We start from the raw sequence: 26,532 nt of genomic DNA, 5'->3' as shown, positions 1-26,532 counted from the left end.
CCTGAGCCGATCGCCTAATATCGATAGCCGAGCGAGAGCCCGAACTGCCGAGCGGGCTGATACCGCGCGACTCCCAACGACCCTATCAAAGCAGAAACCACGGTGACGTTTTCTTTAACCTGTTTGTCCGTCACATTCAGTGCGAACAGGCTCGCATTCCAACGTTGATCGTTGCTTGTATAACGGAGGAAAAGATTGAGCTTACCAATCGCCTTTTGCGATGAGAGCCGGGTATTGAACTCATTGAAATAGACACGTGACTTCCAATCATAGCGCCCGCCCACAGTAACAAGGCCAGAATCTATCGATATGTCGTAATAGGCACCAGCACTGACGGCATATTTAGGTGCGGTAGGAAGCCTGTTATCTTCAAGATCTATTCCTTGCACTGGGATACCGTTGATGATCTTAGTGTCTGGCAAGAAAGTAGGGCGCGAGTCATCGCGTGAGAAAAAATCGTCAAACCTAGCATCCAACCAAGAAGCATTCAGATCGACACGAAAAGCTTGGACCGGGCGAATTTTCAGCTCCGCTTCAAAACCATTTATCGTCGCACGGGCCGCATTTGTGACTAGAACGACGGCGCCCACGGCCTGATTTACCTGTAAATTCTTATACTTCATGTGGAAGCCCGCCAGATTCGCCTGCAGGGCGCCCCCGAGATAGTTCCCCTTGAGGCCTATCTCCATATTTGTATTGGTCTCGGGGTTGAACGCAATCGCATTAGCAGCGGCAGAATACCCTCCGCCCTTATAACCCGTGCCGTATTTTGCGTAACCAGTGACGTTCGCATTCACCTTCAGCGAAGCACCTAACTCATATGTCGTACGGCTCCAGCTTTCGCGACCTGCGGCCGGAGACACGCCAAAATTGCTATAATTCTCGATTGCTTTCCGATCGCGAGAATAGCGCAGGCCCGCGAAAACGCGAAACGCATCAGAGATCTTGTATTGCGCCTGTCCGAAGGCGGCATAGGACGTAGACTTGAGCGAGGATGCACCAGCATCATAAACGACCGGACCCAGGACATCGAGAGGCGGCGGCAGGGTGCTGATCGGTATTGAGAAGGCCTGCGACGAGCGCTCATGGAAATAGTTCGCGCCGAGAATCAGGCCCAACGGCCGTGCTGGATCCGATGCGTAAATGAGCTCTCCAAACGTTTGCTTGGCGTTATTCAGCGCGTAGGTCGACGTGTGGTCGACAGCGGTACCGTCTCCATCCGTCAGGGTCTCAATGCGCGTCTCTCCATATGAGGCAGTCGCCTTGATCTGCCCCTGCCCTATGTCGAGCGTCGATATGAGCGTGGCAAATTTTGCCTCATTATTCTTGTAACCGTAATTGTTATAAACCTGACGCTTATCGAGATTGCCCAACGGCGTGTTCGCAACGACCGGAGGCAACACGCCGCTTGGTGTGCCCGTCAGCCATATAGAGGGACCGGCCCCCTTATCCTTCATATATTCGAGCGACAGCCTCGTGACGAACGCTCCCGTTCCAGCTTCGAGCTGGGCGCGAATGGAAGCGCTGTCCGCATCGTCCAGCCTGGACGGCACCGCACTGGAGCCCGAGGACGCAACGAGATTCTTGGTATAACCCTTGTTATAATTTTGGCTGAGCGACAGGCGTCCGCGCAGCCCCTCGACGACGGAGCCGCTGACATAGGCCGAACTGCGCACCATCGCGGGATCGAGGCCGAACGATGCTTCGACGCCATAATGAAGATCTTCCGTCGGACGTTTGGGGATGATGTTGATCGCGCCGCCGGTCGCGTTGCGACCGAACAGAGTTCCTTGGGGACCGCGCAAAATTTCCACACGTTCGACATCGTTCATTGTTGCCAGCGCCAACACCGATTGGCCGAGATAGACACCATCGGAGTGGACAGCCACGCCGGCATCCGAACCCGCCGCGAATTGGCTGTTGCCAACACCTCGGATCGCGATGTTGGCGTTGTTGAACGAGGTGCTGATCTGGATGTTCGGAGTGGAAGAAGCTAGATCTGCCAGGTTGGCGATTTGATTTTCCCTCAGCGCATCTCCGCCGATAGCCGTGACAGCGATCGGCGTGTTTTTAACACTGTCACTGCGGCGCGAGGCTGTCACGACGATTTCGGCGCTGTCTCCATCTGCATCAGAAATTGAAGATGCCGTTTCAGCATTACCCGATAGGGCCTGAGCAACTGACGGGCTTGCGAGACCCGGCAATATGATCGAAGCACTTATCAATAAATAGCTGCGCATGTCGGTCTTCCCCCGCTTAATTTCGCCTGTGTTGGATCGACAGGTCGTTCGGCCGAGGCAGGGCGGACCGCCCCCACCGTATCGGTCGGCAGTGCGCGTGATGAACCTATTCTCGAACTTCCATCGATCGATACAGGTATTATCCGGCCAGCACCTTTATGGCTTGTGCGCGAGCGACGTTTCAGTTGTGCTGAAGGGAACGTTAGCTTGAGCTGGGTCAAGGCGCGTCGTCTCTTGCCAGACTGCGGATCCTGACTCCTCCGCCATGGGCCGGAAGGGATCAGGCATGGACAAAAATCGGGTTGAAGCTAAGGCCTACACCGCATCAGGATATGTACGCGATCACGCTTACCTTGATCACCAACATTGTGATCGAGGCTGAACGCAACTGTCACGTCGGAAGCGCGCTGATCAAGAGGGGTAAGGTGCAGCCGTCGGAGATCCCTCGCCCTGCCACTGAGCTTCTGCACATCCATATGAAGCGCGACACGGTCGCCTGCTCCATCAATGATGGCGGCACGCAACGGCGCTGTTACGAAGCCCTGATTGATGATCTCGACGCTGAAGTCTCTCGCATCGCCGCATTTCGGTTGGAGCGGTAAGGGCTGGTGTAGGGCCGCGCTTACGCGCGCCTCCGGATTGATGGTCACGACGATATGAGCATCCTGCCCGAGCGCTTCGGACTTGTCATTGTGATGCTGGTGATGGTCCTGCGCGCCGGCAACCGAGGCCATGAGCAGGAGCGGCCAGGCGATCCACTTCACGTTAAGTCGCTTTCGGCGATGATCCGATCATAAGTCTGGCGCGCATGATCATATGCCGCGGCCGCGTCGGCCAGTTCCGTATCGCGGATCAAACTGTGCTTCTCATTCCAGAGCGCATCCACGCAGGTGCGTAGCCATTCGGCGCTACGCCGCGAAGCACGGATCGGTTTGTTTCCGATGGTGACGAATACGGGATAGGTATGGCCGGACCCAAGCACCCGCATTGCGATCCAGGAACTGCGGTCGATCTTCTCCTTGAAGGAGATCTGCTGGAGCGAGCCATCGGCAAGCATTTCCTGGCGTTTCACCGCCACGCCATTGACGATAAGCTCGACCGCTACCTTACGGCTGTTGCCGATCCGCGCATGTTCGATGTGCCACGGCTCTTCCGAGGCGTTCTGCACCGTCTCAGGCGATGGAGTCAGTTCGAGCATCGCGGCTATCGTGGCGCTCACCCTGACGTTACTAGCGCGGACAAATGCGAGGGGCTGCTTGCCACTCTCCCGCCCGTTCGCCGTGAAATGTAGAAAATGCGTTCTGCCGTCACCCCAGTAGAGGTGGCCATTCTCAAGACCGTCCACCCAGGCGCTGTAACCCGCATCGTCCACTGGCCTTTGTGGCAACTTCACGTAGGTGCGTCCGATCCCCGGCCGAGAGTCGACCGAAGGCACGATACACGGATAATCCGTCTCGCCTGCCATCATCAGCGTGTAACCGCAGTTGAGCAGATGATACCACGCATTGAGCTCAGCAGCAGGGGGACCATTGCAACCTGCCAAGAAATCGACCGCGCCGTGGGTCACGCCAACAATCGCTTCGTTCGTGCCGACGCTGTTGAAAGTTGGAATTTCGTAATTTGGTAGAGCGTTGGTGCCGACTATCATACCGAATGAACAATGGGTGTATCCTACCAGTGCTCCTTGGGCTTTCGCCCATTTCGCCACCGGGAGATTCCAAGATGGCCAGTCCTCCACCGCGTGCGTACCAGGGTAGCTAAGCTCCTTAAGTCTCATCAGGATCAAATGCCCGGAAAGACTTGACGGAAAACCCGAGATCTCGAGATCGTAGCGGAGCATGCTCTCTCGATCTTTCGGCGTGGGCATGGGCTTCCAGTCTGCGTTGTTAGCAGCCTGCAGTTGAGGATGTTCGAGCCGCGCCTCGGGACTGATCGCAGCACCGGAAAAGAACTGCTTCTGGTAGGAATAACCTCCAGCCCAGGTTAAGACCTCGCCAACGGAGAGAGCTTCGCCTCTTATGTGACGGATCATCGTTTCAGGTGCTACCCCTTCGGTAGGCAACATATAATGAGCACAACCTGCGGCGTGGAGATGCGTGTCGCCAGAGTACCAGCCCCATTTCGCCGGATCGATCCATCGTTTGAGCCGCACCGCTATTCGTGCGTCGCTCGCCGAAACGCGAACGGTGGCGCGCTGCACCAGATACTCAGGCCCCCTACGGACCATTATATGATACTCGCCGTCTGGCAGGCGGACGGTCTCGCCATCGGCTCGATATATGTGGGGTTGAAACGCAAGGTCGGGTGCTAGGCGCATCACCTGGGGCGGATAGATATGCTTATTGGCGTCATGGATCATCAGCGATGCCATGCAGCCGACACCATCATCATCGAGGATCTGCAGCTGAATATCGCGAGATGGTTGAGAGACAAAATCGGTTACGAGCGGGTTAGCTACCGATGCGCGACTTACGGCCCCCCAGGTAGGATTGTCCTGCAAAATTCCTGCCCCAAAGCCCAACCTGCCCGTCTTTCTTCCCCGGTCCCTGCTGTAAATCGTGGCGATCTTGTACTCCACGACATTGCCGCTCAGCACTGGCGAAGCTTCGATTTGCGACATCAGCCACATTCGTTCGATGAGGGCTTCCTTTCGAACGGTATCGGCAAGATAGGCCTTCTGCTCAGCGGCGAGCTTCGAGGCCTGTGGGAACATCCGCGCAGGCATCGCACTGCCGCTGTAAATTTCGAATGCCTGCGTTAGCGATGATGGGTTAGAGACCCTCACCAAGAACGCGGTCCATCCCTGCTCGACCAAATGGCGCTTCGCTCCGCCTAACGCAGCGGCGCCCATGCCGCCTTTGTCGAGCGTGACCCTAGCGAGTGTATAGCGCTCGAGAAGCGCCTCGGCGGCAATAACTGCCTCAGCATCTTCCCTCGAGAACAGACTCGCCAGCCTGGCCATATCCGCATCGGCAATCGGCTGCCCCATTGCGGCCAGTTGCTCGACCGCGCGTTTCACGCTCGCGAAGTACGGCTGCGGCTCAATTGCGTCAGTCGAGGCGAAGACAGGCCAATGGCTGGCGCCCAGCAGCAATGTTGCGCCTGCCAGAAGTTGGCGACGATCTGGTTTGAATGGTTGGTCCAACGTTTCGCCTTCCTGTTGAGTTGCACTGAGAAGTGACCCGGGATTTTCATTGAGAAGTGACCCGGGTGGGCGTGGATGATGTACTGCCTGCGACGAGCAGGGTCAAGCGGGTGATTTGTCCTTTCTGGATTTTGGGGCGGCGGAACTGGCTCTGAAGCGGAAGCTGTCATTGCCGGTTTCAAGGATATGGCAATGATGCGTGAGGCGATCCAGCAGGGCGGTGGTCATTTTGGCATCGCCAAAGATACTGGACCACTCGCTGAAGCTCAGGTTGGTGGTGATAACAACGCTGGTCCGCTCATAGAGTTTGCTGAGCAGATGGAACAGCATGGCCCCGCCTGAAGGGCTGAAGGGTAGATATCCCAGCTCATCAAGGATGACGAGGTCGAGGCGCAACAGACGCTCGGCCAACTGGCCCGCTCTGTTTGCGGCCTTTTCCTGCTCCAACGCATTGACCAGATCGACGGTGGAGAAGAAGCGGATCTTTTTGCGGTGATGCTCAACCGCCTGGACGCCCAAAGCCGTCGCGATGTGGCTTTTGCCGGTGCCTGGTCCGCCGATCAGTACGACGTTGTCGGCGCTATCCATAAAGTCACCACGGTGAAGTTGACGCACGAGCGCCTCGTTGACCTCACTGACGGCAAAGTCGAAGCCTGCCAGATCCTTGTAGGCCGGGAACCGGGCTGCCTTGATCTGGTAAGCAATGGACCTGACCTCCCGCTCGGACATCTCCGCCTTGAGAAGCTGTGAGAGGATCGGAACGGCAGCATCAAAGGCTGGCGCGCCCTGCTCGATCAGATCACCAGCGGCTTGCGCCATGCCATACATTTTGAGGCCACGTAGCATGACAACCACAGCGGCGCTGGCCGGATCATGACGCATGGCGTAACGCCCTCAGCGTGTCGTAGCGTTCGACATCGGCAACAGGCTCCTGGGCGAGGCGCAGGGCCTGCGGGGCATCGATTGGGGATGCCGGTGGAGCCTTGCCATCGATCAGGCGGTGCAGAACATTGAGGATGTGGGTTTTGGTCGGCACCCCAGCTTCGAGGGCCAGTTCGACGGCGCTGAGCACAGCCTGTTCGTTATGCTGTAGAACAAGGGCGAGGATTTCGACCATCTCCCTGTCACCACCGAGCCGCTTGAGCAGATGCCCCTGCAGTTGCCGGAAGGCTTCGGGCATTTCGAGGAATGGCGCCCCATTGCGCAAAGCGCCAGGCTTGCGCTGAACAACTGCCAGATAGTGCCGCCAGTCATAGATCGTCTGCCCCGGCTTCTGGTGAGAACGGTCGATAATCCGGTTGTGCTCGCACAAGATTTGCCCCTCGGCCGCGATGACCAACCGATCAGGATAGACCCGCAGGCTCACTGGCCGGTTCGCAAAGGATGCAGGAACGCTATAGCGATTGCGCTCGAACGCGATCAGGCAGGTCGGCGACACGCGCTTGGTATGTTCGACAAAGCCATCGAAGGCCCGCCCCATCGGCATCAGGCTGATAATCTCAACGGCGTGCACATCGGCAACTGTGCCGGGGAGGACGCCATGCTGGATTTCTCCCCATTGTGCGATGCACCGCTCTTCCAACCAGGCATTGAGGGCATCAAGATCTGGGAAGTTGGGCATTGGCTGCCATAACCGTCGACGCGCATCCTGAACGTTTTTCTCGACCTGACCTTTCTCCCAGCCTGAGGCCGGATTGCAAAAATCCGTTTCGAACAGGTAGTGGCTGGCCATGGCAGCGAACCGCGCATTGACCTGTCGGACTTTGCCCTGGCCGATCCGGTCTACAGCCGTCTTCATATTGTCGAATATTCCACGCTGAGGCACGCCGCCCAGCACCCGGAAGGCCTGCGTCAGTGCGTCGAACAACATCTCGTGCGTTTGCAGCAGATAGGCTCGCGTGATGAACGCCCGACTGTGGGAGAGCTTGGTATGGGCCACCTGCAGCTTGGTAGGCCGGCCATTCAGAAGGGCGTAATCTTCACTCCAATCGAACTGAAAGGCCTCACCGGGCTGGAAGATCAGCGGTACGAATGTGCCGCGCCCACTGGTTTGCTTTTCATATTGGCGTTCGGTCTTCCACGAGCGGGCGAAGGCGGCAACACGGCTGTATGATCCCTCGTAGCCCAGCTTAACCAGATCTGCATGTAGCTGCTTGGCTGTTCGCTTCTGTTTGCGCGACTTGCCAGATTCCACCCGCAGCCACGTCGTCAGTTTTTCTGCAAACTGATCAAGCTTGCTCGGCCGTTTGGGAACCTTGAACGTCGGCTCCACCGCGTCATCGCGCAGATATTTGCGGATCGTGTTGCGCGATAATCCAGTCCGCCGCCGGATCTCGCGAATGGGGATGCCTTGCCGAAAATGCCAGCGGCGGATCACACTGAGTAGGTCCATGTCGATCACTCCGATGCCTCCTGACTGTCAGCCAGGGGCGAGGAAAACATGGGTCAATTCTCAGTGAAAACTTATAACCCTCCCGGGTCACTTCTCAGTGCAACTCAACAGCTCGGCCAACTGGCCCGCTCTGTTTGCGGCCTTTTCCTGCTCCAACGCATTGACCAGATCGACGGTGGAGAAGAAGCGGATCTTTTTGCGGTGATGCTCAACCGCCTGGACGCCCAAAGCCGTCGCGATGTGGCTTTTGCCGGTGCCTGGTCCGCCGATCAGTACGACGTTGTCGGCGCTATCCATAAAGTCACCACGGTGAAGTTGACGCACGAGCGCCTCGTTGACCTCACTGACGGCAAAGTCGAAGCCTGCCAGATCCTTGTAGGCCGGGAACCGGGCTGCCTTGATCTGGTAAGCAATGGACCTGACCTCCCGCTCGGACATCTCCGCCTTGAGAAGCTGTGAGAGGATCGGAACGGCAGCATCAAAGGCTGGCGCGCCCTGCTCGATCAGATCACCAGCGGCTTGCGCCATGCCATACATTTTGAGGCCACGTAGCATGACAACCACAGCGGCGCTGGCCGGATCATGACGCATGGCGTAACGCCCTCAGCGTGTCGTAGCGTTCGACATCGGCAACAGGCTCCTGGGCGAGGCGCAGGGCCTGCGGGGCATCGATTGGGGATGCCGGTGGAGCCTTGCCATCGATCAGGCGGTGCAGAACATTGAGGATGTGGGTTTTGGTCGGCACCCCAGCTTCGAGGGCCAGTTCGACGGCGCTGAGCACAGCCTGTTCGTTATGCTGTAGAACAAGGGCGAGGATTTCGACCATCTCCCTGTCACCACCGAGCCGCTTGAGCAGATGCCCCTGCAGTTGCCGGAAGGCTTCGGGCATTTCGAGGAATGGCGCCCCATTGCGCAAAGCGCCAGGCTTGCGCTGAACAACTGCCAGATAGTGCCGCCAGTCATAGATCGTCTGCCCCGGCTTCTGGTGAGAACGGTCGATAATCCGGTTGTGCTCGCACAAGATTTGCCCCTCGGCCGCGATGACCAACCGATCAGGATAGACCCGCAGGCTCACTGGCCGGTTCGCAAAGGATGCAGGAACGCTATAGCGATTGCGCTCGAACGCGATCAGGCAGGTCGGCGACACGCGCTTGGTATGTTCGACAAAGCCATCGAAGGCCCGCCCCATCGGCATCAGGCTGATAATCTCAACGGCGTGCACATCGGCAACTGTGCCGGGGAGGACGCCATGCTGGATTTCTCCCCATTGTGCGATGCACCGCTCTTCCAACCAGGCATTGAGGGCATCAAGATCTGGGAAGTTGGGCATTGGCTGCCATAACCGTCGACGCGCATCCTGAACGTTTTTCTCGACCTGACCTTTCTCCCAGCCTGAGGCCGGATTGCAAAAATCCGTTTCGAACAGGTAGTGGCTGGCCATGGCAGCGAACCGCGCATTGACCTGTCGGACTTTGCCCTGGCCGATCCGGTCTACAGCCGTCTTCATATTGTCGAATATTCCACGCTGAGGCACGCCGCCCAGCACCCGGAAGGCCTGCGTCAGTGCGTCGAACAACATCTCGTGCGTTTGCAGCAGATAGGCTCGCGTGATGAACGCCCGACTGTGGGAGAGCTTGGTATGGGCCACCTGCAGCTTGGTAGGCCGGCCATTCAGAAGGGCGTAATCTTCACTCCAATCGAACTGAAAGGCCTCACCGGGCTGGAAGATCAGCGGTACGAATGTGCCGCGCCCACTGGTTTGCTTTTCATATTGGCGTTCGGTCTTCCACGAGCGGGCGAAGGCGGCAACACGGCTGTATGATCCCTCGTAGCCCAGCTTAACCAGATCTGCATGTAGCTGCTTGGCTGTTCGCTTCTGTTTGCGCGACTTGCCAGATTCCACCCGCAGCCACGTCGTCAGTTTTTCTGCAAACTGATCAAGCTTGCTCGGCCGTTTGGGAACCTTGAACGTCGGCTCCACCGCGTCATCGCGCAGATATTTGCGGATCGTGTTGCGCGATAATCCAGTCCGCCGCCGGATCTCGCGAATGGGGATGCCTTGCCGAAAATGCCAGCGGCGGATCACACTGAGTAGGTCCATGTCGATCACTCCGATGCCTCCTGACTGTCAGCCAGGGGCGAGGAAAACATGGGTCAATTCTCAGTGAAAACTTATAACCCTCCCGGGTCACTTCTCAGTGCAACTCAACAACCTCGGTCTTCACGGTGACGAAGCGCATGGTCGGGCGCTGCACGGCTTCACAGATCGCTTCGGCATCCGCCGCATCGTTCTTCTGTCGCTTCACGAAGGGCTTCACATAAGCCGGCGGGATGAGGCGCACTGTGTGACCGAGCCTCGCCAGCTCGCGCGCCCAATGATGAGCGCCGCCGCATGCCTCCATCGCCACAAGGCAAGGGGGCTGCGCCGCAAAAAAGCTCAGCAGCTTCGACCTGGTGATCCTCTTCGAGAAGAGCTCAGCGCCGACTGCATCGGCACCATGAACCTGGAAAACCTGCTTGGCGATATCCAAGCCAATCGTGCTAACTTCGCCCACGGACGCCTCCCTCTAGTGGTGTTCAACACCTCCACTATGGCACTTCGATGCCGTCGGGGGGCGTCCACCCCATCATGAGTAATGCATCAGCGACGACCCCAACGTTTAGCATGATGGCACCCAGCAGTTGACGCAAGCCAGAGTGCGATGCGGTTAATGCTCTCAACGGTACGCTGATCAGATGTATCGAATCGGCTAAAATAAGGGCTTTTGATCGGTTCATCGAGCAGGGTTATCGAAGCTATTAATCGCCTGGCTGGCTCTGTTGCAAAAATCGTGAAGCTTGAGCATGCTTGGCGGAGATTGGACGGACGGAACGATGACGGATTTCAAGTGGCGCCATTTCCAGGGTGATGTGATCCTGTGGGCGGTGCGCTGGTATTGTCGCTATCCGATCAGCTATCGCGACCTTGAGGAAATGCTGGCGGAACGCGGCATTTCGGTCGACCATACGACGATCTATCGCTGGGTCCAGTGCTACGCCCCGGAGATGGAGAAGCGGCTGCGCTGGTTCTGGCGGCGTGGCTTTGATCCGAGCTGGCGCCTGGATGAAACCTACGTCAAGGTGCGGGGCAAGTGGACCTACCTGTACCGGGCAGTCGACAAGCGGGGCGACACGATCGATTTCTACCTGTCGCCGACCCGCAGCGCCAAGGCAGCGAAGCGGTTCCTGGGCAAGGCCCTGCGAGGCCTGAAGCACTGGGAAAAGCCTGCCACGCTCAATACCGACAAAGCGCCGAGCTATGGTGCAGCGATCACCGAATTGAAGCGCGAAGGAAAGCTGGACCGGGAGACGGCCCACCGGCAGGTGAAGTATCTCAATAACGTGATCGAGGCCGATCACGGAAAGCTCAAGATACTGATCAAGCCGGTGCGCGGTTTCAAATCGATCCCCACGGCCTATGCCACGATCAAGGGATTCGAAGTCATGCGAGCCCTGCGCAAAGGACAGGCTCGCCCCTGGTGCCTGCAGCCCGGCATCAGGGGCGAGGTGCGCCTTGTGGAGAGAGCTTTTGGCATTGGGCCCTCGGCGCTGACGGAGGCCATGGGCATGCTCAACCACCATTTCGCAGCAGCCGCCTGATCGGCGCAGAGCGACAGCCTACCTCTGACTGCCGCCAATCTTTGCAACAGAGCCGGCGCGATGGCCCTGTCTAGCGAAGATTGCACAATTCTAGGGGTTTGTATGAGCGGCCAACAGAGCAACGACAGTGGTTTGCAACCCTTTGGCCATATCCTCCAGAACCTCCAGAGTCGGGTTGGCCTTGGCTTGTTCGATAAGCGAGATATGCGAGGCTGCGATGCCGGTCCGCTCCGCAAGTTCGGCCTGTGAGATGGCCAGATCGGCACGGCGACGCTTGCAATTTTCTGCCAACAGTTTCGCTAGCTCTGACGCTGCCTCATCCAACCTCAAATATCGCGCCATAGGGTTGTCCCGTCCGTCGTTCGCTAAGCATCCGCCCAATCCGGCGGCGGAAATTATAGCGACCTGCACGGCCTATGCGATATTATCTAATTAACTACCTTTTTTTGCATAACTTTGACAACAAAATCCAAACGCCATATCGTGACGAGAATGGCACGTCGCAGTCGATCAAACCTAAGCCCGATCACTCCCGCTACCTGTATGCAGCGCAAGCGGCAAGTAATGGCTGCCGCAGGCTTTGTGCAATGTAAGCTACAGATACCAATCAGCTTCGGTCAGCGTCTAAATCATCTCAAATTCCTCCATAATATGCGTGGCCTCGACAGTGTGGTTTCCGCGATGATCCGCAAGGCAATGGCAAATTACTCCGCCGATGAACTGGTGGCGCCACCTCCGCCATGCGATCATGACAGGTTAAAACAAGTCGCGCTTCACATACCTCGAGAGCATTACGCTTTCCTTGTAGCGGTAGCGGAACGCAACCGGGGCATCAATCTCGGCATCGCTCTTGAAACCGTTGGAAGCTATGTCACCAATCTGACAATGACGCCTTTGCAACTTTCCCTGTTCTAACATTCGGAACGGGAACCGTATGATTGCACCAACTTCCTATCTAGTCACCTGTTCCTGCGACAAATAGGATTATTTGAAAGACAAAATCTGAAGTATCGAGAGTGTCGCCATGATGACTTGTGTTTTTCATCAGCATAGCTGATCCAAGTAACTGGCGAGCGGTTTTGCCTGTGCAAACCAAACAAATAACGCTGCTTCTCAATCTGTGAGGTGCCGAATCTCTCTGTCCTCTTGCTATTAATCGAATTTCGAAATTGTCACAGCAGAAAGATCTACCTTGCGAGCTTAGAGTAACAATCTCAATCCAGTGCAGGATACGACAGTGAATGTTGCACAATTTGGGCAATGTAATCTGGTTAGAAAACCTATATATTATTTATATGATCTTCATCATGCCAGATAAGAATGACTCAAAATATGGAGGAATTATCTAATTGTTGTTAATCGTCTCAAGTGGTGCCATCCCAATTTCGCGGAGGATTTCGCTGGAATGTTCGCCATTACGGGGAACGGAGGGCGGATCGGGAACTTCCTCACCGACGAAACGTGGCGCCGCACGTGCTTGCAGCACGCCATGAGCACGCGAGTAAATCTCGCGCGCGGCCATATGCGGATGTTCTGCGGACTGCGTGGGCGTCAGGACCGGCGCAAAGCATATGTCTGTTCCCTCCAGCAATACACGCCACTCAGCGGCGGTCCGAGTGGCAAACAAGCGTTCCAGCCTCGCTCCAAGTGTCGGCCAGACCACTGGATCATATTGGGCGGCGAAGGCCGGATCGTCCGCCAGTCCGAGCTTTTCCATCAGCAAGCTGTAGAATTTCGGCTCGACCGGACCAATCGTCACATATTCGCTATCGGCACAGCGGTAGGCGCGATACCAGTGCGGGCCATCCAACAGAGTCTGCCCTCGTTCGAATGCGCGCGGATTGTCGGCATTCAGCGAGAGCAATAAATTCATCATGTGCGCTGAGCCATCGACGATCGCAGCGTCGACCACGCGCCCCTTGCCATCCGAGCGGGCCGCGAGAACCGCAGCCAGGATGCCGACAGCAAGGTAGAGCGCTCCACCGCCTATGTCGCCGACGAGGGTTGGCGGAGAGAAGGGGGGACGCCCTGCTTCTCCTGAATAGAACAAGGCTCCAGAGAGGCCGATATAGTTTATGTCGTGGCCAGCCACATGTGCCAGCGGCCCGTCTTGTCCCCACCCCGTCATCCGTCCGTAAACCAGGGCACTGTTACGACTATGGCACTGTTCGGGTCCGATGCCCAGGCGTTCGGCTACTCCTGGCCGCATTCCCTCGATAAGTGCGTCAGAGCGCTCGACGAGACGTAGGACCGTCTCTACACCCTCCGGTTGTTTCAGGTCGATCGCTATCGACCGTTTCCCGCGATTGACGATCATGGCGCTCCCGGTGTTGGTGACGGAAGCTTCAGCCTCTGGACGTTCGACGAGAATGACATCTGCACCCAGATCGGCCAGCAGCATACCGGCAAAAGGCCCCGGCCCCAGTCCCGCAAGCTCGACGATGCGCAGTCCTGTCAGTACTCCCATGGTGCCTACTCCGCCGCTACCCTGCGTCCAATGACCAGACGCTGGATGTCGCTCGTCCCCTCGTAGATCCGGCAAACCCGAACATCGCGGTAGATCCGCTCCACTGGATAATCTGCAAGATAGCCGTAACCGCCATGTATCTGGATCGCATCCGAACAGACCTTTTCCGCCATATCGGACGCGAAGAGCTTGGCCATTGAGGCCTCCTTCAGGCATGGTTTACCCGCATCGCGAAGGTCGGCGGCGTGGAAGACAAGCTGTTCTGCCGCAGCGATCTGCGTCGCCATGTCGGCAAGTCGGAACGAGACCGCCTGATGCTCGACGATCGGTTTGCCGAACTGTCGACGCTCTTTGGCGTAGCTGAGCGCTGCTTCAAACGCAGCGCGGGCCATGCCGACCGACTGGGCAGCGATCCCGATGCGCCCTCCTTCTAGATTCGCGAGCGCGATCTTCAGCCCCATGCCCTCCGAGCCGAGCAGTTGATCGGCAGACACGCGCATGTCTTCAAACGCGAGCTGACAGGTGTCAGATGCGTGCTGGCCCAGTTTTTCCTCGACGCGCACGACATGGTAGCCGACCGTATTCGTAGGAACGATGAAAGCGGAGAGCCCGTTTTTGCCCTTCGCCGGATCGGTCACGGCGAACACAATGGCAATGTGGCCGTTCTTGCCTGTTGTTATGAATTGCTTGGCCCCGTCGAGGACATAGTGATCGCCGTCACGGCGGGCCTGCGTTCGCAACGATGCGGGATCAGAGCCGGCCTCGGGTTCGGTCAGACAGAAGCAACCCAGCTTCTCGCCGCGCGCCATCGGCTTAAGGAACCTTTCGCGCTGCGCGTCATTGCCGTAGGCCATGATTGGCGCGCAGCCGACGCCGTTATGCACCGCCATGATCGTCGATACGGCGCCACAACCCGCCGCGATCTCGATCAGCGCCGCTGCATAGGAGACATAGTCCATCCCGGCGCCGCCCCAAGCCTCATCGATGGTCATGCCCATAAAGCCGAGCTCGGCCATCTTCGCCAGCGCCTCGGCGGGGAAGTGGTGCTCGTGGTCCCACTTCTCCGCGAAGGGAGCCAGCTCGCTCTGGGCGAAGGTACGGGCCATGTCGCGCACCATCTGCTGCTCATCGTTGAGGATCATAGGATTTCTACCGCCAGCGCCGTGGCCTCGCCGCCACCGATACACAAAGTCGCAATGCCCCTTTTAAGGCCGTGCTTGCGAAGCGCTTCCGTCAGCGTCACGACCACCCTGGCACCGGAAGCACCGATCGGATGGCCGAGCGCGCAGGCGCCGCCATGAACATTGACCTTTTCGTGCGGCAGTCCCAGTTCTCGCATCACGATCAGCGCGACGATGGCGAAGGCTTCGTTGATCTCCCACAGATCGACGTCGTCGACGGCCCAGCCGACCTTGCCGAGCAGCCTGCGGATGGCCCCGACCGGCGCTGACGCAAACTGCGAGGGCGTCGATGCCCATGTCGCATGGCCGACGACCCTCGCCAACGGGGCCGATCCGCGCTTCTCGGCTTCGCATAGCGCCATCATCACCACGGCGGCCGCTCCATCCGATATCGACGATGAATTGGCGGCGGTAACCGTTCCGCCGTCCCGGAAGGCGGGTTTGAGCGTCGGGATGTTTTCCGGTCTGGCCTTTCCCGGCTGCTCGTCGACCGAGATTACGACTCGTCCCTTGCGGGTCTCGACCGCCACCGGCGTGATTTCGGCAGTGAAGCTGCCGTCTCGCGTGGCGTTCAGCGCCCGCTCCAGCGAGGCAAGCGCATAGCTATCCTGTTCCGCACGAGTGAAGCCATAGACCTGCGCCGCGTCCTCGGCGAAGGTGCCCATCAGACGCCCTCGATCATAGGCGTCTTCCAGACCATCGAGGAACATGTGGTCGACGACCGCGCCGTGGCCGAGTCGAAGACCGGCACGCGCCTTGGGCAGCAGATAAGGCGAGTTGGTCATGCTTTCCATGCCGCCCGCAACAAGGACCTGCGCGTTATCGGCAACCAGCATGTCATAGGCGAACATGATCGCCTGCATGCCTGAACCGCACATCTTGTTGACGGTGGAGCATCCGGCACTTTCGGGCAATCCGGCACCGAGCGCGGCCTGCCTGGCAGGGGCCTGCCCTTGGCCTGCTGGCAGGACGCATCCCATTATCGCGCCCTCGACATCGCCGGCAGGAACGCCGGCGCGGCCAACCGCGGCGCGAATCGCTTCGGCTCCGAGCTGGTACGCTGATAGGCTTGCAAAATCGCCCTGCAGCCCGGCCATCGGAGTTCGCGCGGCCCCGACAATGACAATCTGGTCATTCATGGCAAATCCTGTCCCCCAATCACTTCGGCGGCATGCGCAGCGCGCCATCAAGCCGGATCACCTCGCCGTTGAGCATGGAGTTCTCGACGATATGCTGCGCCAGCGCCGCATACTCCTCCGGGCGGCCTAAACGGGACGGAAAGGGAACACCCTTGCCCAGCGCGTCTTGCACCTCCTGAGGCATGGCCGCCATCATCGGGGTGCCGAAGATGCCTGGCGCGATGGTCACGACCCTGATGCCGTGGCCCGCCAGTTCGCGCGCGGCCGGGAGAGTCAGTGCTGCCACGCCGCCCTTAGAGGTGGCATAGGCCGCTTGCCCGATCTGCCCATCGAACGCAGCGATCGACGCTGTGTTGACGACCACCCCGCGTTCTCCGTCCGGGCCTGGTTCTTCCCTCGCGATAGCCTCGGCACAGAGGCGGAGCATGTTGAACGTACCCACAAGGTTGACCGAGATCACCCGGGCAAAGCTATCGAGCCGATGGATCTCCTTCTTGCCAAGAATCTTCTCTCCCGGCGCGACACCCGCACAGTTCACCAACCCGTGTAGATGACCGAAGCTGTCGAGCGCCAGCTTCACTGCCGCCCGGCCGTGTTCCTCGCTGGTCACATCTCCGGAGATGACGCAGGCTTCACCCTCGACATTGGCCCGTTCGGCCTCCGCGGCCATGCCGTTGAGGTCGAACAGCACCAGCCGCGCGCCCGCCTTCGCAAATCCACGCGCAACTGCCGAACCGAGGCCGGATCCAGCCCCCGTCACGATGAAAACCTTATTCTCTAACTGCAAAACAGAACTCCCATGAACTCGTCATCCAACGAGGTGGCTGGCCGGAACGCTCACGCTGCAGCCGTGATCTCCGCGTTGCGCAGAACAAAGCGCTGGATTTTCCCGCTGGGCGTCTTCGGCAGCGAAGCGACGAAGGCGAATTCGCGGGGATAGGCATGGGCAGACAGGCGATTGCGTACATGGCGGCGTAATTCTTCCTCCAATTCCGGCGTTGCCTCGTAGGCCGCATTCAACACGACGAAGGCTTTCACGATTTCGGTGCGTTCGGGATCGGGCTTGCCAATCACTGCGGCCTCGACAACCGCGGGATGCTCGATCAGTGCACTCTCGACGTCGAACGGCCCGATCCGGTATCCCGAGGAGGTAATGACATCGTCAGCGCGGCCGACGAAAGAGATATGGCCGGTCGGCTCCAGTTCGACTGTGTCGCCCGTACGATAGTAGCCGCCATACACGGACGGCGTCGCTTCGTTGAGATAGCCCGCAAACCACATAATCGGAGATTTCTCAACGTGGACAGCCAGTATGCCGGGCTGGTTGGGGCCGAGGACGTGATCTTCCTCGTCGAGCACAACAACATGGTAGCCCGGCATGGCAAAACCCGCTGACCCAATGCGAATATCGTGATCGAGCCCGTGGTGATTGTTGACGCACATACCCAATTCCGTCTGCCCATAATGGTCAGCGATCGGGACATCGAGATGCTCGGCAAACCAGCGGACGACTTCCGGATTCAGCGGCTCACCTGCGGAAGAAACGCGCCGCAAGCACCCCTTCACGGTAGCCGCCACGTCCGGACCGGCGGCGATCATCAAGCGATAGGCGGTGGGTGCGCCGGCGAGGTTGGTGATGCCCGCGTTCTGGATCAATTGGTACGTGGTTTCAACCGAGAACGGCCCGTCGAAGAATGTGGTCGAATGGCCAAGCAGGAGTGGACCGATCACGGCATAGTACAACCCATAGGCCCAGCCGGGATCGGCGATGTTCCAGTAGATATCGCCTTTGCGCAGGTCGATCGCATATTCCATGTACGCACGGAACGAGACCAGCGCTTTCAGCGGCACCGGCACACCCTTGGGTAAGCCGGTCGTCCCCGACGTCGACATCAAAAGGAAGATGTCGTCCCCGGCACGTGCAACAGGTTCGAATTCTGCACTCTGGCATGCTAGTTCGGCGGCCAGATCAAGATCGCCCTCACGGATCTGCTCGCCGCCGTAAGCGGGCGTTGTCACGGCAATCAAGGGGGCATTGTCGACATCATCGAATTTAGGCCGGTTGGCCGGATCGGTGACGACGAGCTTTGCTTGGCTGGTGCCCAGCCTTTGCTCAATCGCCTTCGATCCAAAAGCCGTGAACATCGGCTGATAGACCGCTCCTGACCGCCACACACCAAGAGCGGCGATGATCAGGTCAGGTACGCGAGGCAACATCACCGCAACGCGGTCTCCCGGAACGATGCCACGGCCGGCGAGGAAATTTGCGAAACGGGCCGATGCATCGCGCAATTCCCCAAAAGTCAAGTCAAGCTTCCGTCCCGTTGCGTCTTCCCAGTGGACAGCCACCTTGGACGGGTCTTCGGCCCATCGATCGCAGCATTCGACGCAGGCGTTGATGCCAGTTGAAAGGCTGCCAAATAGCTTACCGGCTTCGGTATCCAGATCGAAGGATCGATAGACACCCCGATAGCAGGCGGACTCAGATTCTTGTGCGCCGGAAGTCATCATGGCTGCTTTGATCTCCAGTAATTTTGCGGGGCAATGCGATCGACCGGGTCGTCACTATCGCCAGATTCATTCCGAACCTCCTCCACACCGTGATTCAAACGAGGGGATAGCGAGATATCCTGCCCTCTGTCAACGGCGGAGTAAAAGTCGGCCATTGGGCGGCGCAAAATCAGGCCGGGTGATCCGTGTGCTGGCGAGCGCCGCGAGGGCGTAGCCCGAGTGGGGGTCGCCAACACACGGATGGTCTTTTCTGTCAGGGGTTGGAGCGTGCCTTGCGCGCCTGGCTTTGGGCCAGACGATAGCTCTCTCCGTTCATCTCGAGTATGGAGACGTGGTGGGTAAGCCGGTCGAGGAGCGCGCCTGTCAGGCGCTCGGAGCCGAACGTTTCGGTCCACTCGTCGAACGGCAAGTTGCTGGTGATCAGCGTCGAGCCGCGCTCGTAACGCTGCGAGATCAGCTCGAACAGCAGTTCCGCGCCGGTTTTCGAGAGCGGCACGAACCCCAGTTCATCGATGATGAGGAGCTTGTATCCGGCCATTTGCTTGTGGAGGCGCAGAAGGCGGCGTTCGTCGCGTGCCTCCATCATCGCGCTGACCAGCGCGGACGCGGTGGTGAAGCCGACCGTCAGGCCCTTCTGGCAGGCGGCAAGGCCGAGGCCGATCGCCACATGGGTCTTGCCGGTTCCCGAGGGACCAAGGGCTATGACGTTCTCGCGGCGGTTGATCCAGTCGCAGCGTGCCAGTTCCAGCACCTGCATCTTGTTGAGCTTGGGGATCGCGGCAAAGTCGAAGCTGTCGAGGCTCTTGGCGGCCGGGAACTTCGCAGCCTTGATCCGGCGCTCGACCATCCGGCGTTCCCGGTCGATCAGCTCCAGTTCGACAAGCCGGGCAAGGTAGCGGACGTGATCTGCGCCCTCGGCCGCGCATCGCCGGGCCAGCTTGTCATGCTCGCGCAGGAAGGTTGGTAGCTTGAGCGTCTTGAGGTGGCTGGCCAGTAACAGCTCGGGGGACGGACTGCTCATGCCGCATCCTTCGCATCGCCCGAGAGCAACTGCATGTAGGAGCGCGCCGATGTCGTCTCCACCCTGGCTCTGGGCAGATAGGGATAGATCGCCATGTCCAATCGGGGTGGTCGGCGCTCCACCCGGCACAGCAGGAGATGCTTCACGGCATCAAAGCCGATCGCCCCGATATCGAGAGCCTGCTTTACGGCCGCATGCAGATCGGCAAGCGTGAAGCTCTCCAGCAGACGCAGCACCTGCACATACTCGCGCCGACCATGCTTGCCCATACGAGCTTCCATGAGGCGGCGCAGCGTTGCAAACGCTTCGGGCAGGTGCCAGCCTTGCAGGGGCGCTGCCTGATCGAGCGCATTGATCTTCTGTTCGATCAGGGGAAGGTAATGGATGGGATCGAAGATCACGTCCTCGCGCTCGTAGCTGCGCACATGACGGGCAATGACCTCGCCCCGGCAGCCGATCACCACCTCGCCGACATAGCCCCGGATCCATACCTCCTGATGGCCGAAGCGCACCGGCACCGAGTAATCATTGGTCCGGTAACGCACCAGCGCCTGCGACGAGACCTGGCCGCTGGTCTGGTCACAAGCCTCGAACGGGGCAGCCGGCAGTTCCTGCATCGCCGCCAGATCGCGCTTCAGCCTCTCGCCGATCGTCTCGCTCTCGCCCCGCAGCCGGTCGTTCTGACGCTTGCGGCATTGCTCCTCGAGCCACAGGTTGAACGCCTCCCACGTCGCGAACCGGGGGATCGGCACCATGAAGTTGCGGCGAGCATAACCGACCAGCCCTTCAACACTGCCTTTGTCGTTCCCCCTGCCGGGACGGCCGTAACGATCGCGGATCAGGTAATGCGACAGGAAGCCGCTGAACAGCCGGGCGCGCTGCCTCGTGCCGTCGGGCAGGATCTTCGAGACCAGGCAGCGGTCGTTATCGTAGACGATCGACAGCGGCACCGCGCCGAAAAACGCGAAGGCGTGCACGTGGCCGTCCATCCATGCCTCGGCAACGGCAGCGGGATAGGCGCGCACGTAGCAGGCGTCGCTGTGCGGTAGATCGAGCACGAAGAAATGCGCCTTCTGCACAACACCGCCGATCTCGACCATGGCCTCACCAAAATCTGCCTGGGCATGGCCGGGCGCATGCGCCAGCGGCACGAACATCTCCCGGCTGCGCTGCTCGCGCTGTCGGATGTAATCCTTGATGATCGTGTAGCCGCCGGTGAAACCGTGCTCTTCGCGAAGGCGGTCAAATACCCGCTTCGCCGTATGACGCTGCTTGCGCGGAACCTGACGGTCACCATCAAGCCATGCATCGATGATCGGAACGAACGCTTCCAGCTTGGGCCGCCGCACCGCCGCCGTCCGGCGGTAACCGGGGGGCTCCGAATACGACAGCATCTTGCGGACCGTGTCGCGCGATACGTTGAAATGCTTCGCCGCCTCACGCTGGCTCATGCCGCCCGCGCAAGCAAGACGCACCTTCAGGTAAAGATCCACGGTATATATCTCCACGCCCTCCCTGCTCGCGCAAAGAAGGCAAAGTGGACGACTTTTACGCCGCCCGCAGCAGCACTTCGCCGCCGCCACCGTGGTCTAATTTTGCACCGCCGTTCTCAGGCGCCGCCGAGGTCAAGCTGGTCAGTTTCCAGACCGCAGATGCCGGCAATGCCACGCGCGTCGCTAAGGGAACGACCACCTTCAGCGACAGCATCAACTATCTGCCGCCCAACAGCTTCGCCAGTGCCAAGGTCATAGTCGGCGTTGACGCGAGCGCCGGCGTCAACAGCCAGACCGACCCCTTGCCGGTCGTGCTTCGCGTCACTGGCCCGGCCCGTTCCGTCTATCAGAACGGGCGCCTCCTAACGACCAAGATCGAAGGCTGCCTCGTGAACGGTGCCGCCCGCGGCGAGCTCTCGAGCGAGAAGGTCTACGTCAAACTGCAAAAGATGACGTGCCCGCAGCCTGGCGGGCGCTACGCCGTCTCCGAGGTCAAGGGGTTCATCGCCTTTGGCGGCAAGACAGGGGTGCGCGGCCGAGTGGTCAGCCGGGAAGGCTCGCTTGCCATGCAGGCGTTTCTGGCCGGTCTGGTCAGTGGTGGCGGCAACGCTCTCAACACCGCTTTCAATCAGCCGCTCGCCAGCATCAGCACCGACGGGGAGGGGGGCGTCAACCGCACGCCCAACTTCGGCAGCGTCGGCCTGCGCGCGCTCGGCGGCGGTGCCGCGGAATCGGGCAAGGACGTCTCGAAATATCTGATCGAGCGGGCCGAGCAATATCAGCCCGTGATCGAGATGCCGACCGGCATCGATGTCGAAATCGTTTTCCTGGAGGGTGTCTATGTCCGCAATTGATCGTCTGCGAAAGCTGCGCGCGTTCGCTCGCCCGGCGCCGATTGTAGCGGCCGCTGCCGCGCTCGGCGTTGCCGGAATCGCTCTTGCAGCCGATGTCGCCGGCAAGGATGACGCCAAGGTCAGCCTGCTCCTGAAGACCAGGCTTCCGAAGACGCCGATCAACAAGCTCGATTGCGATAAGATCGACGGGCTGTGCGAAGTCACCTCGGGCGCGAACCTCTTCTACGTCAATCATGGCGCGCGCTATCTGATCATCGGTCGTGTCTACGATATGGAGACGCGTCAAGACCTGACCGCGGCGCGGCTGCTCGAGATCAATCCGGACATGCTGGTGGGCGGGGCCGCCAAGGCGAACGCCGCGGTATCCGATGACGGCGAGGCTGGCGAAATCGCAGCGACGGCGCGCGGTGTCGGCAAGACATCCGCGCCGGTCCGCCCCGTCTCGCTCAACCTGTCTGGGCTTCCGGCCGACGGGGCCATTGTCTGGGGCAACCGGTCGGCCAAACAGAGCATCACCATCTTCACGGACTTCCGTTGCGGTTATTGCAGGGCGCTCGCCAGCGTCTTGCGCGGCATGGATGTGAAGGTGGTCGAGCGTCCGATCTCGGTCCTCGGTAGCCGCGACATCGCCGACCGCGTCTATTGCTCCAAAAACCAGGAACAGGCGCTGCATGCCGCCTATGCCGGTGAGCCATTCAAAGCGCCGGCGAGCTGCGACACCAAGGGGCTCGATGCAAACGAGCGCTTCGCGCGCGAGCATGGGCTTAATGCGACGCCAATCATCGTTCGGGGTGATGGCGCCGTCCTGGAAGGATATCGGCCCAAGGAGTTTCTCGAGGCCTGGCTGCAGGGGACGCGGTCGTGACGGCGCGGCACGCCCTGTCGCTGCGCGGCTGCGCGATCGCCGCTCTGTCCCTGCTTGGCGGGTGCGCCACGTTCGGCAGCAATGTGAAGGGAAGTTTTTCCTGTAAAGCGCCCGATGGCATCTGCGCGCCATCGTCCTCGATCGACGATCGAGCACTCGCGATGATCACCGGAGAGGGCACTGTCGAGCGTTCATCGCCGGCCAGCAGCGGGCCGGCCAGGCAGTCTGCACCCAGATCCTCGCACATCGCCTTTTTAGGACAAGCGCCGGCACCTCAGATCGATGCGCGCCGTACCCAGGAGCGCGTGCTGCGCATTGTCTTTCAGCCATATATCGATGAGCGTGGCCGCCTTCATGAGGTGACGGCAGTCCATGCCGTGGTGCAAAGCGGGGAATGGCAACAACAATTCCTCGTCAATGCAACAGCGATACCGGACCGAGATGCGATTGTCGCTGCTGAGCAGCCGGAATCGCTCGCCGAAGCGGTCGATCGAGCGGAACTGGCAAGCCGAGCGACGGGCGGCGTCGACCCCAATCTACCCGATCCTGCGGCCGTCGCGGCAGCCCGCGCCCGTGCAGCCGACCCGGTCAAAGCGATCAAGGACGATGTTGCGACCCGTCTAGCCCCCAAGGCGGGCCGCACACCGACGCCCCCGGCCACTAACGTCTCCTCCAGGCGCGCGGAATCGCGCAGCGTCGAGGGAGCAGTGCCGGGGGCGCCGACTATCGAAGCGAAGGTGCCGCCGCTCGCAACGGCAGACAAAGCCTCGGCCGGGACCGCCCCGGCGCCGGAGGGCGCAGACAGTGCGACCGCGATCGGCGAAGCAATCACGCGGGTGAGAGGCTCTACCGAATACCAGGCGCGCTCGGCTCAGGCAGCGAGCGACGCGAAGGCAGCAGCTCTGACCGGATCGACGCCGACACCCGAGCCCAAGACGAAGCCCACCGTGCGCGCGGCGAACTTCCCGGCCGCTGCTCCAGAGGAAAATTGAGATGGCGAGCGGCTTCCTCGATGAGTTGCTGTCCGGTATCTTCGGCGACAGCAAGCGACCGGACACCCAGCGGCCGGACCTGGTGGTCCCGATGCTTGCGCATTGGCTCCCTTATCGAAGCTTCGACCCGAAGACCGGTATCTTCTACAATAGCGCCTCGCGCGGCTTCGTGATCGAGGCCGCGCCGCTGGTCGGCGCGGACGAGCGGACGGGTGAGATCCTGGCGCAGTTCCTGTCCGAAGGCATTCCCGCGCCCGGCTGCCTTCAGATTCACCAATGGATGTCGCCGCGCATCGGCGAGCAGCTCTCGAAATGGTATCTGCCCCGCTACTCGGCGCGCGGCGTTTACGAACGGATGGCCAAGCACCGGGTCGACTTCCTGACGGACGGCGTCTGGAATTCGCTTTCAGCCGACGCGCCGTTTTGCCTTCGCCATCATCGGGTCGCGATATCCTACTCGACGCCGGAGTCCTCAAACATCACGATCGAGCAGATCGTATCGCTCATGGACGGGCTGATCTCGGCTCTTCAATCGGTGAACGTATCCGCCCGCAAGATGGACCCGGTCGCGCTCATCGGCTGGATCGACGATATCACGTCGCCGACCACCGCCGCTGGCGACGATGCGGTGAGCTACAACCCTCTCGACCCGATCGCCGATCAGGCGATCCGAAGGGATATCGAGCTGCATATCGAGCCGGACCGCATGTTGCTGCGGACCGAGCGCTTCCGGCCGACCGGAAAAACGCTGAAGGGCGCGCCGGAGATCGGGGAGATCTACCCCGACGTGTTCGATGTGCGCTCCTTCTCGGTGCGCAACCTGCCCACGCGCTGGGCGCCATGGGACGTAACCCGGCTGATCGGCGACATCTTTACCGACAAGCTGCGCATGCCATGCCCCGTATCGACCAACCTGTGCATCGAGTTCCCGGACCCGCAGGCGTCGACCAACAAGGCCAGCTACAAGTTCATGCGAACGACCAGCCTGGCCGATTCCAAATCGTCCCGCTTCCTGCCGCAGCTCCGCGAGCAGTCGCAGGAGTGGCGACACGTCAATGAAGAGATCCGGCAGGGCAGGAAGCTCGTGCGCGTGTTCTTCAGCGTCACGTCGTTCTCGCCGAAAGGGCAGGGCGACAGCAACGAGCGAGTGCTGAAGTCGGTCTACCGTGCGGCGGGCTGGGATCTTCTCGATGACCGCTACCTGCAGGTGATGGGTCTGTTGTGCGCGATGCCCATGACGATGGCCAATGGCCTGTCAAAGGATCTCGAGCGCATGAAGCGGATGCGCACTCTGCTCACGACGACGGCCGCAAATCTCGCGCCGCTGCAGGGGGAATATCTCGGCGGAAGCATTCCCCACCTGCTGCTGATCGGCCGGCGCGGACAGCCCTTCTTCTGGAGCCCCTTCGAGAATGCCGCCGGCAATCACAACGTCGCCGTGTTCGGCAAATCGGGCTCCGGCAAGTCGGTCGCGCTGCAGGAATTATGCGGCTCGCTCTGCGGTGCCGGCGCGCGAGTGGTCGTGATCGACGACGGGCGTTCGTTCGAGCATTCGGCCAAACTTCAGGGCGGCGCCTTTGTCGAGTTCACCATGAGCTCGGGCTTCTGTCTCAATCCCTTCTCGATGATCGACGAGGCCCAGGCCGCCGAAGACGAGGACTATCTCCTCGACTGCATGGCAATGCTGAAGGCCATCATCAATCAGATGTCCCGGCATATCAACCTGCTCGACGACACCGAGCGCGGGCTGATCGACGGTGCCGTGAACCAGGTCTGGGAGGCGCACGGCAGCCGCGGCTCGATCGATCTTGTCATCGAGGCGCTCGAGGCAACCGGAAACGGGCTGGCCGCGAACCTTGCGATCGCGATGCGGCCCTTCTCGTCGGGCGGCACCTACGGCCGCTTCTTTCAGGGCGAGGTCTCGTTCGAACTTTCGGCCCAGCTCACGGTCTTCGAGCTCTCCGATCTGTCTGCCCGTGAGGAGCTGCGCAGCGTCGTCCTGACGGCGATCATGTTCATGTCGCAGCAGATGATGCGCAAGCTGGATCGTTCGATCCCGAAAGCGCTACTCCTCGACGAAGCATGGCAGATGCTCCGCGGCGGGGCGATGGCCGATTTCATCGAGACCTACGCGCGTACCTGCCGGAAATATGGCGCATCGCTGGTCACGGCGACGCAATCGCTGAACGACTATTACAAATCGGCCGGATCGGTCGCGGCGCTCGAAAATTCCGACTGGTTCGTGATCCTCCAGCAAAAGCCGGAGACGATCGCAGACTTCAAGAAGCATGACCGCTTCGAGATGGACGATCACACCGATGCGCTGTTGCGATCCTTGAAGCGCAACGGCTTCGAATATTCGGACATCATGATCAAAGGGCCCGACACCCTCGCTGTCGGCCGCCTGGTCCTCGACCCCTATTCCGCAGCGCTGTTCTCCTCGAGTCCGAAGACTTTTGCGGCGATCGACGCTCTGATCGCCGAGGGCCTCAGCATGGACGAGGCGATCGAGCGGATCGCGTTTCCGAACAATCCCGAAAAGTGGGTCAGCAATCTCGTCCCGGAGGACGAGATCGCGATCGCGGCGGAGTAG

At 60.0% G+C, this 26,532-nt stretch carries 19 protein-coding genes and 3 pseudogenes; 6 read left to right on the top strand and 16 right to left on the bottom strand.

All coding sequences use genetic code 11. From position 1 onward, the window contains the following. Positions 1-14: 14 nt before the first annotated feature. The 8 genes and pseudogenes from HUK73_RS17935 to HUK73_RS17900 all read right to left on the bottom strand — a co-directional run. Positions 15-2,240 (bottom strand): TonB-dependent receptor, encoded by a 2,226-nt coding sequence (locus HUK73_RS17935; RefSeq protein ID WP_176593297.1) that lies wholly within the window; start codon positions 2,238-2,240, stop codon positions 15-17. Between the two features lie 308 nt (positions 2,241-2,548). Further along, positions 2,549-3,004 (bottom strand): hypothetical protein, encoded by a 456-nt coding sequence (locus HUK73_RS17930; RefSeq protein ID WP_054944279.1) that lies wholly within the window; start codon positions 3,002-3,004, stop codon positions 2,549-2,551. Beyond that, positions 3,001-5,385: a carbaryl hydrolase CehA gene (cehA, locus tag HUK73_RS17925; RefSeq protein WP_176593296.1), complete on the bottom strand. Its 2,385-nt coding sequence runs from the start codon at positions 5,383-5,385 to the stop codon at positions 3,001-3,003. The genes HUK73_RS17930 and cehA overlap by 4 nt, the downstream gene beginning before the upstream one ends. A gap of 102 nt (positions 5,386-5,487) precedes the next feature. Next, the gene (gene istB, locus HUK73_RS17920; protein WP_006955904.1) at positions 5,488-6,267 is read right to left on the bottom strand and encodes an IS21-like element ISRsp3 family helper ATPase IstB; all 780 of its coding nucleotides are present in this window, start codon (positions 6,265-6,267) and stop codon (positions 5,488-5,490) included. Then, the gene (istA, locus tag HUK73_RS17915) at positions 6,257-7,777 is read right to left on the bottom strand and encodes an IS21-like element ISRsp3 family transposase (RefSeq protein WP_032490240.1); all 1,521 of its coding nucleotides are present in this window, start codon (positions 7,775-7,777) and stop codon (positions 6,257-6,259) included. The genes istB (HUK73_RS17920) and istA (HUK73_RS17915) overlap by 11 nt, the downstream gene beginning before the upstream one ends. A gap of 105 nt (positions 7,778-7,882) precedes the next feature. After that, positions 7,883-8,368, bottom strand: a pseudogene (istB, locus tag HUK73_RS17910) (IS21-like element ISRsp3 family helper ATPase IstB); the annotation flags it as partial. Beyond that, positions 8,358-9,878, bottom strand: a complete 1,521-nt coding sequence (gene istA / locus HUK73_RS17905) for an IS21-like element ISRsp3 family transposase (RefSeq protein WP_032490240.1) — start codon at positions 9,876-9,878, stop codon at positions 8,358-8,360. The gene istA (HUK73_RS17905) and the pseudogene istB (HUK73_RS17910), both read right to left, overlap by 11 nt. Before the next feature lie 115 nt (positions 9,879-9,993). Beyond that, positions 9,994-10,332, bottom strand: a pseudogene (locus HUK73_RS17900) (transposase); the annotation flags it as partial. Between the two features lie 319 nt (positions 10,333-10,651). Here HUK73_RS17900 and HUK73_RS17895 point away from each other — a divergent pair. Then, on the top strand, positions 10,652-11,416 hold the full coding sequence (locus HUK73_RS17895; RefSeq protein WP_001389365.1) for an IS6-like element IS6100 family transposase: 765 nt from the start codon (positions 10,652-10,654) through the stop codon (positions 11,414-11,416). A 90-nt stretch (positions 11,417-11,506) separates the two neighbouring features. Here HUK73_RS17895 and HUK73_RS17890 read toward each other — a convergent pair whose 3' ends face one another. Beyond that, a complete protein-coding gene (locus HUK73_RS17890) occupies positions 11,507-11,740 on the bottom strand; it encodes a helix-turn-helix domain-containing protein (protein ID WP_255326417.1) in 234 nt (77 codons plus the stop codon). Positions 11,741-11,980: 240 nt separating this feature from the next. On the opposite strand from HUK73_RS17890, the gene HUK73_RS17885 reads away from it, so the two are divergent. Next, on the top strand, positions 11,981-12,331 hold the full coding sequence (locus HUK73_RS17885; protein WP_176593294.1) for a hypothetical protein: 351 nt from the start codon (positions 11,981-11,983) through the stop codon (positions 12,329-12,331). A 430-nt stretch (positions 12,332-12,761) separates the two neighbouring features. On the opposite strand, the gene HUK73_RS17880 is transcribed toward HUK73_RS17885, so the two are convergent. The 7 genes from HUK73_RS17880 to istA (HUK73_RS17850) form a co-directional block, all read right to left on the bottom strand. Beyond that, the gene (locus HUK73_RS17880) at positions 12,762-13,883 is read right to left on the bottom strand and encodes a CaiB/BaiF CoA-transferase family protein (protein ID WP_176593293.1); all 1,122 of its coding nucleotides are present in this window, start codon (positions 13,881-13,883) and stop codon (positions 12,762-12,764) included. A gap of 5 nt (positions 13,884-13,888) precedes the next feature. Then, on the bottom strand, positions 13,889-15,025 hold the full coding sequence (locus HUK73_RS17875; RefSeq protein WP_176593292.1) for an acyl-CoA dehydrogenase family protein: 1,137 nt from the start codon (positions 15,023-15,025) through the stop codon (positions 13,889-13,891). After that, a complete protein-coding gene (locus tag HUK73_RS17870; RefSeq protein ID WP_176593291.1) occupies positions 15,022-16,203 on the bottom strand; it encodes an acetyl-CoA C-acyltransferase in 1,182 nt (393 codons plus the stop codon). Before HUK73_RS17870 ends, HUK73_RS17875 begins: the two co-directional genes overlap by 4 nt. 19 nt (positions 16,204-16,222) lie before the next feature. Continuing rightward, complete coding sequence (locus HUK73_RS17865) at positions 16,223-16,990, bottom strand: 3-hydroxyacyl-CoA dehydrogenase (RefSeq protein ID WP_176593290.1); 768 nt, start codon at positions 16,988-16,990, stop codon at positions 16,223-16,225. A 50-nt stretch (positions 16,991-17,040) separates the two neighbouring features. Further along, on the bottom strand, positions 17,041-18,714 hold the full coding sequence (locus tag HUK73_RS17860; protein ID WP_218036644.1) for an AMP-binding protein: 1,674 nt from the start codon (positions 18,712-18,714) through the stop codon (positions 17,041-17,043). 253 nt (positions 18,715-18,967) lie between these two features. Beyond that, positions 18,968-19,735: an IS21-like element helper ATPase IstB gene (istB, locus tag HUK73_RS17855; protein ID WP_054944222.1), complete on the bottom strand. Its 768-nt coding sequence runs from the start codon at positions 19,733-19,735 to the stop codon at positions 18,968-18,970. Further along, the gene (gene istA / locus HUK73_RS17850; RefSeq protein ID WP_082430708.1) at positions 19,732-21,228 is read right to left on the bottom strand and encodes an IS21 family transposase; all 1,497 of its coding nucleotides are present in this window, start codon (positions 21,226-21,228) and stop codon (positions 19,732-19,734) included. The genes istB (HUK73_RS17855) and istA (HUK73_RS17850) overlap by 4 nt, the downstream gene beginning before the upstream one ends. Positions 21,229-21,347: 119 nt before the next feature. On the opposite strand from istA (HUK73_RS17850), the pseudogene HUK73_RS17845 reads away from it, so the two are divergent. From HUK73_RS17845 to traC, 4 genes and pseudogenes are all read left to right on the top strand, one after another. After that, a pseudogene (locus HUK73_RS17845) lies at positions 21,348-22,082 on the top strand (TraB/VirB10 family protein); the annotation flags it as partial. After that, positions 22,069-22,947 carry a DsbC family protein gene (locus HUK73_RS17840; protein WP_066701138.1) on the top strand — a complete coding sequence of 293 codons (879 nt, stop codon included), beginning with the start codon at positions 22,069-22,071 and terminating at the stop codon, positions 22,945-22,947. The pseudogene HUK73_RS17845 and the gene HUK73_RS17840, both read left to right, overlap by 14 nt. Continuing rightward, positions 22,944-23,939: a TraV family lipoprotein gene (locus tag HUK73_RS17835; RefSeq protein WP_066701137.1), complete on the top strand. Its 996-nt coding sequence runs from the start codon at positions 22,944-22,946 to the stop codon at positions 23,937-23,939. The genes HUK73_RS17840 and HUK73_RS17835 overlap by 4 nt, the downstream gene beginning before the upstream one ends. A 1-nt stretch (position 23,940) precedes the next feature. Further along, on the top strand, positions 23,941-26,532 hold the full coding sequence (gene traC, locus HUK73_RS17830; RefSeq protein WP_066701136.1) for a type IV secretion system protein TraC: 2,592 nt from the start codon (positions 23,941-23,943) through the stop codon (positions 26,530-26,532).

It is taken from the genome of Sphingobium sp. EM0848, from assembly GCF_013375555.1.
GTDB lineage: Bacteria > Pseudomonadota > Alphaproteobacteria > Sphingomonadales > Sphingomonadaceae > Sphingobium.
The sequence above is the reverse complement of the archived record's forward strand: the minus strand, read 5'-3'. Positions and strand labels throughout refer to the sequence as shown.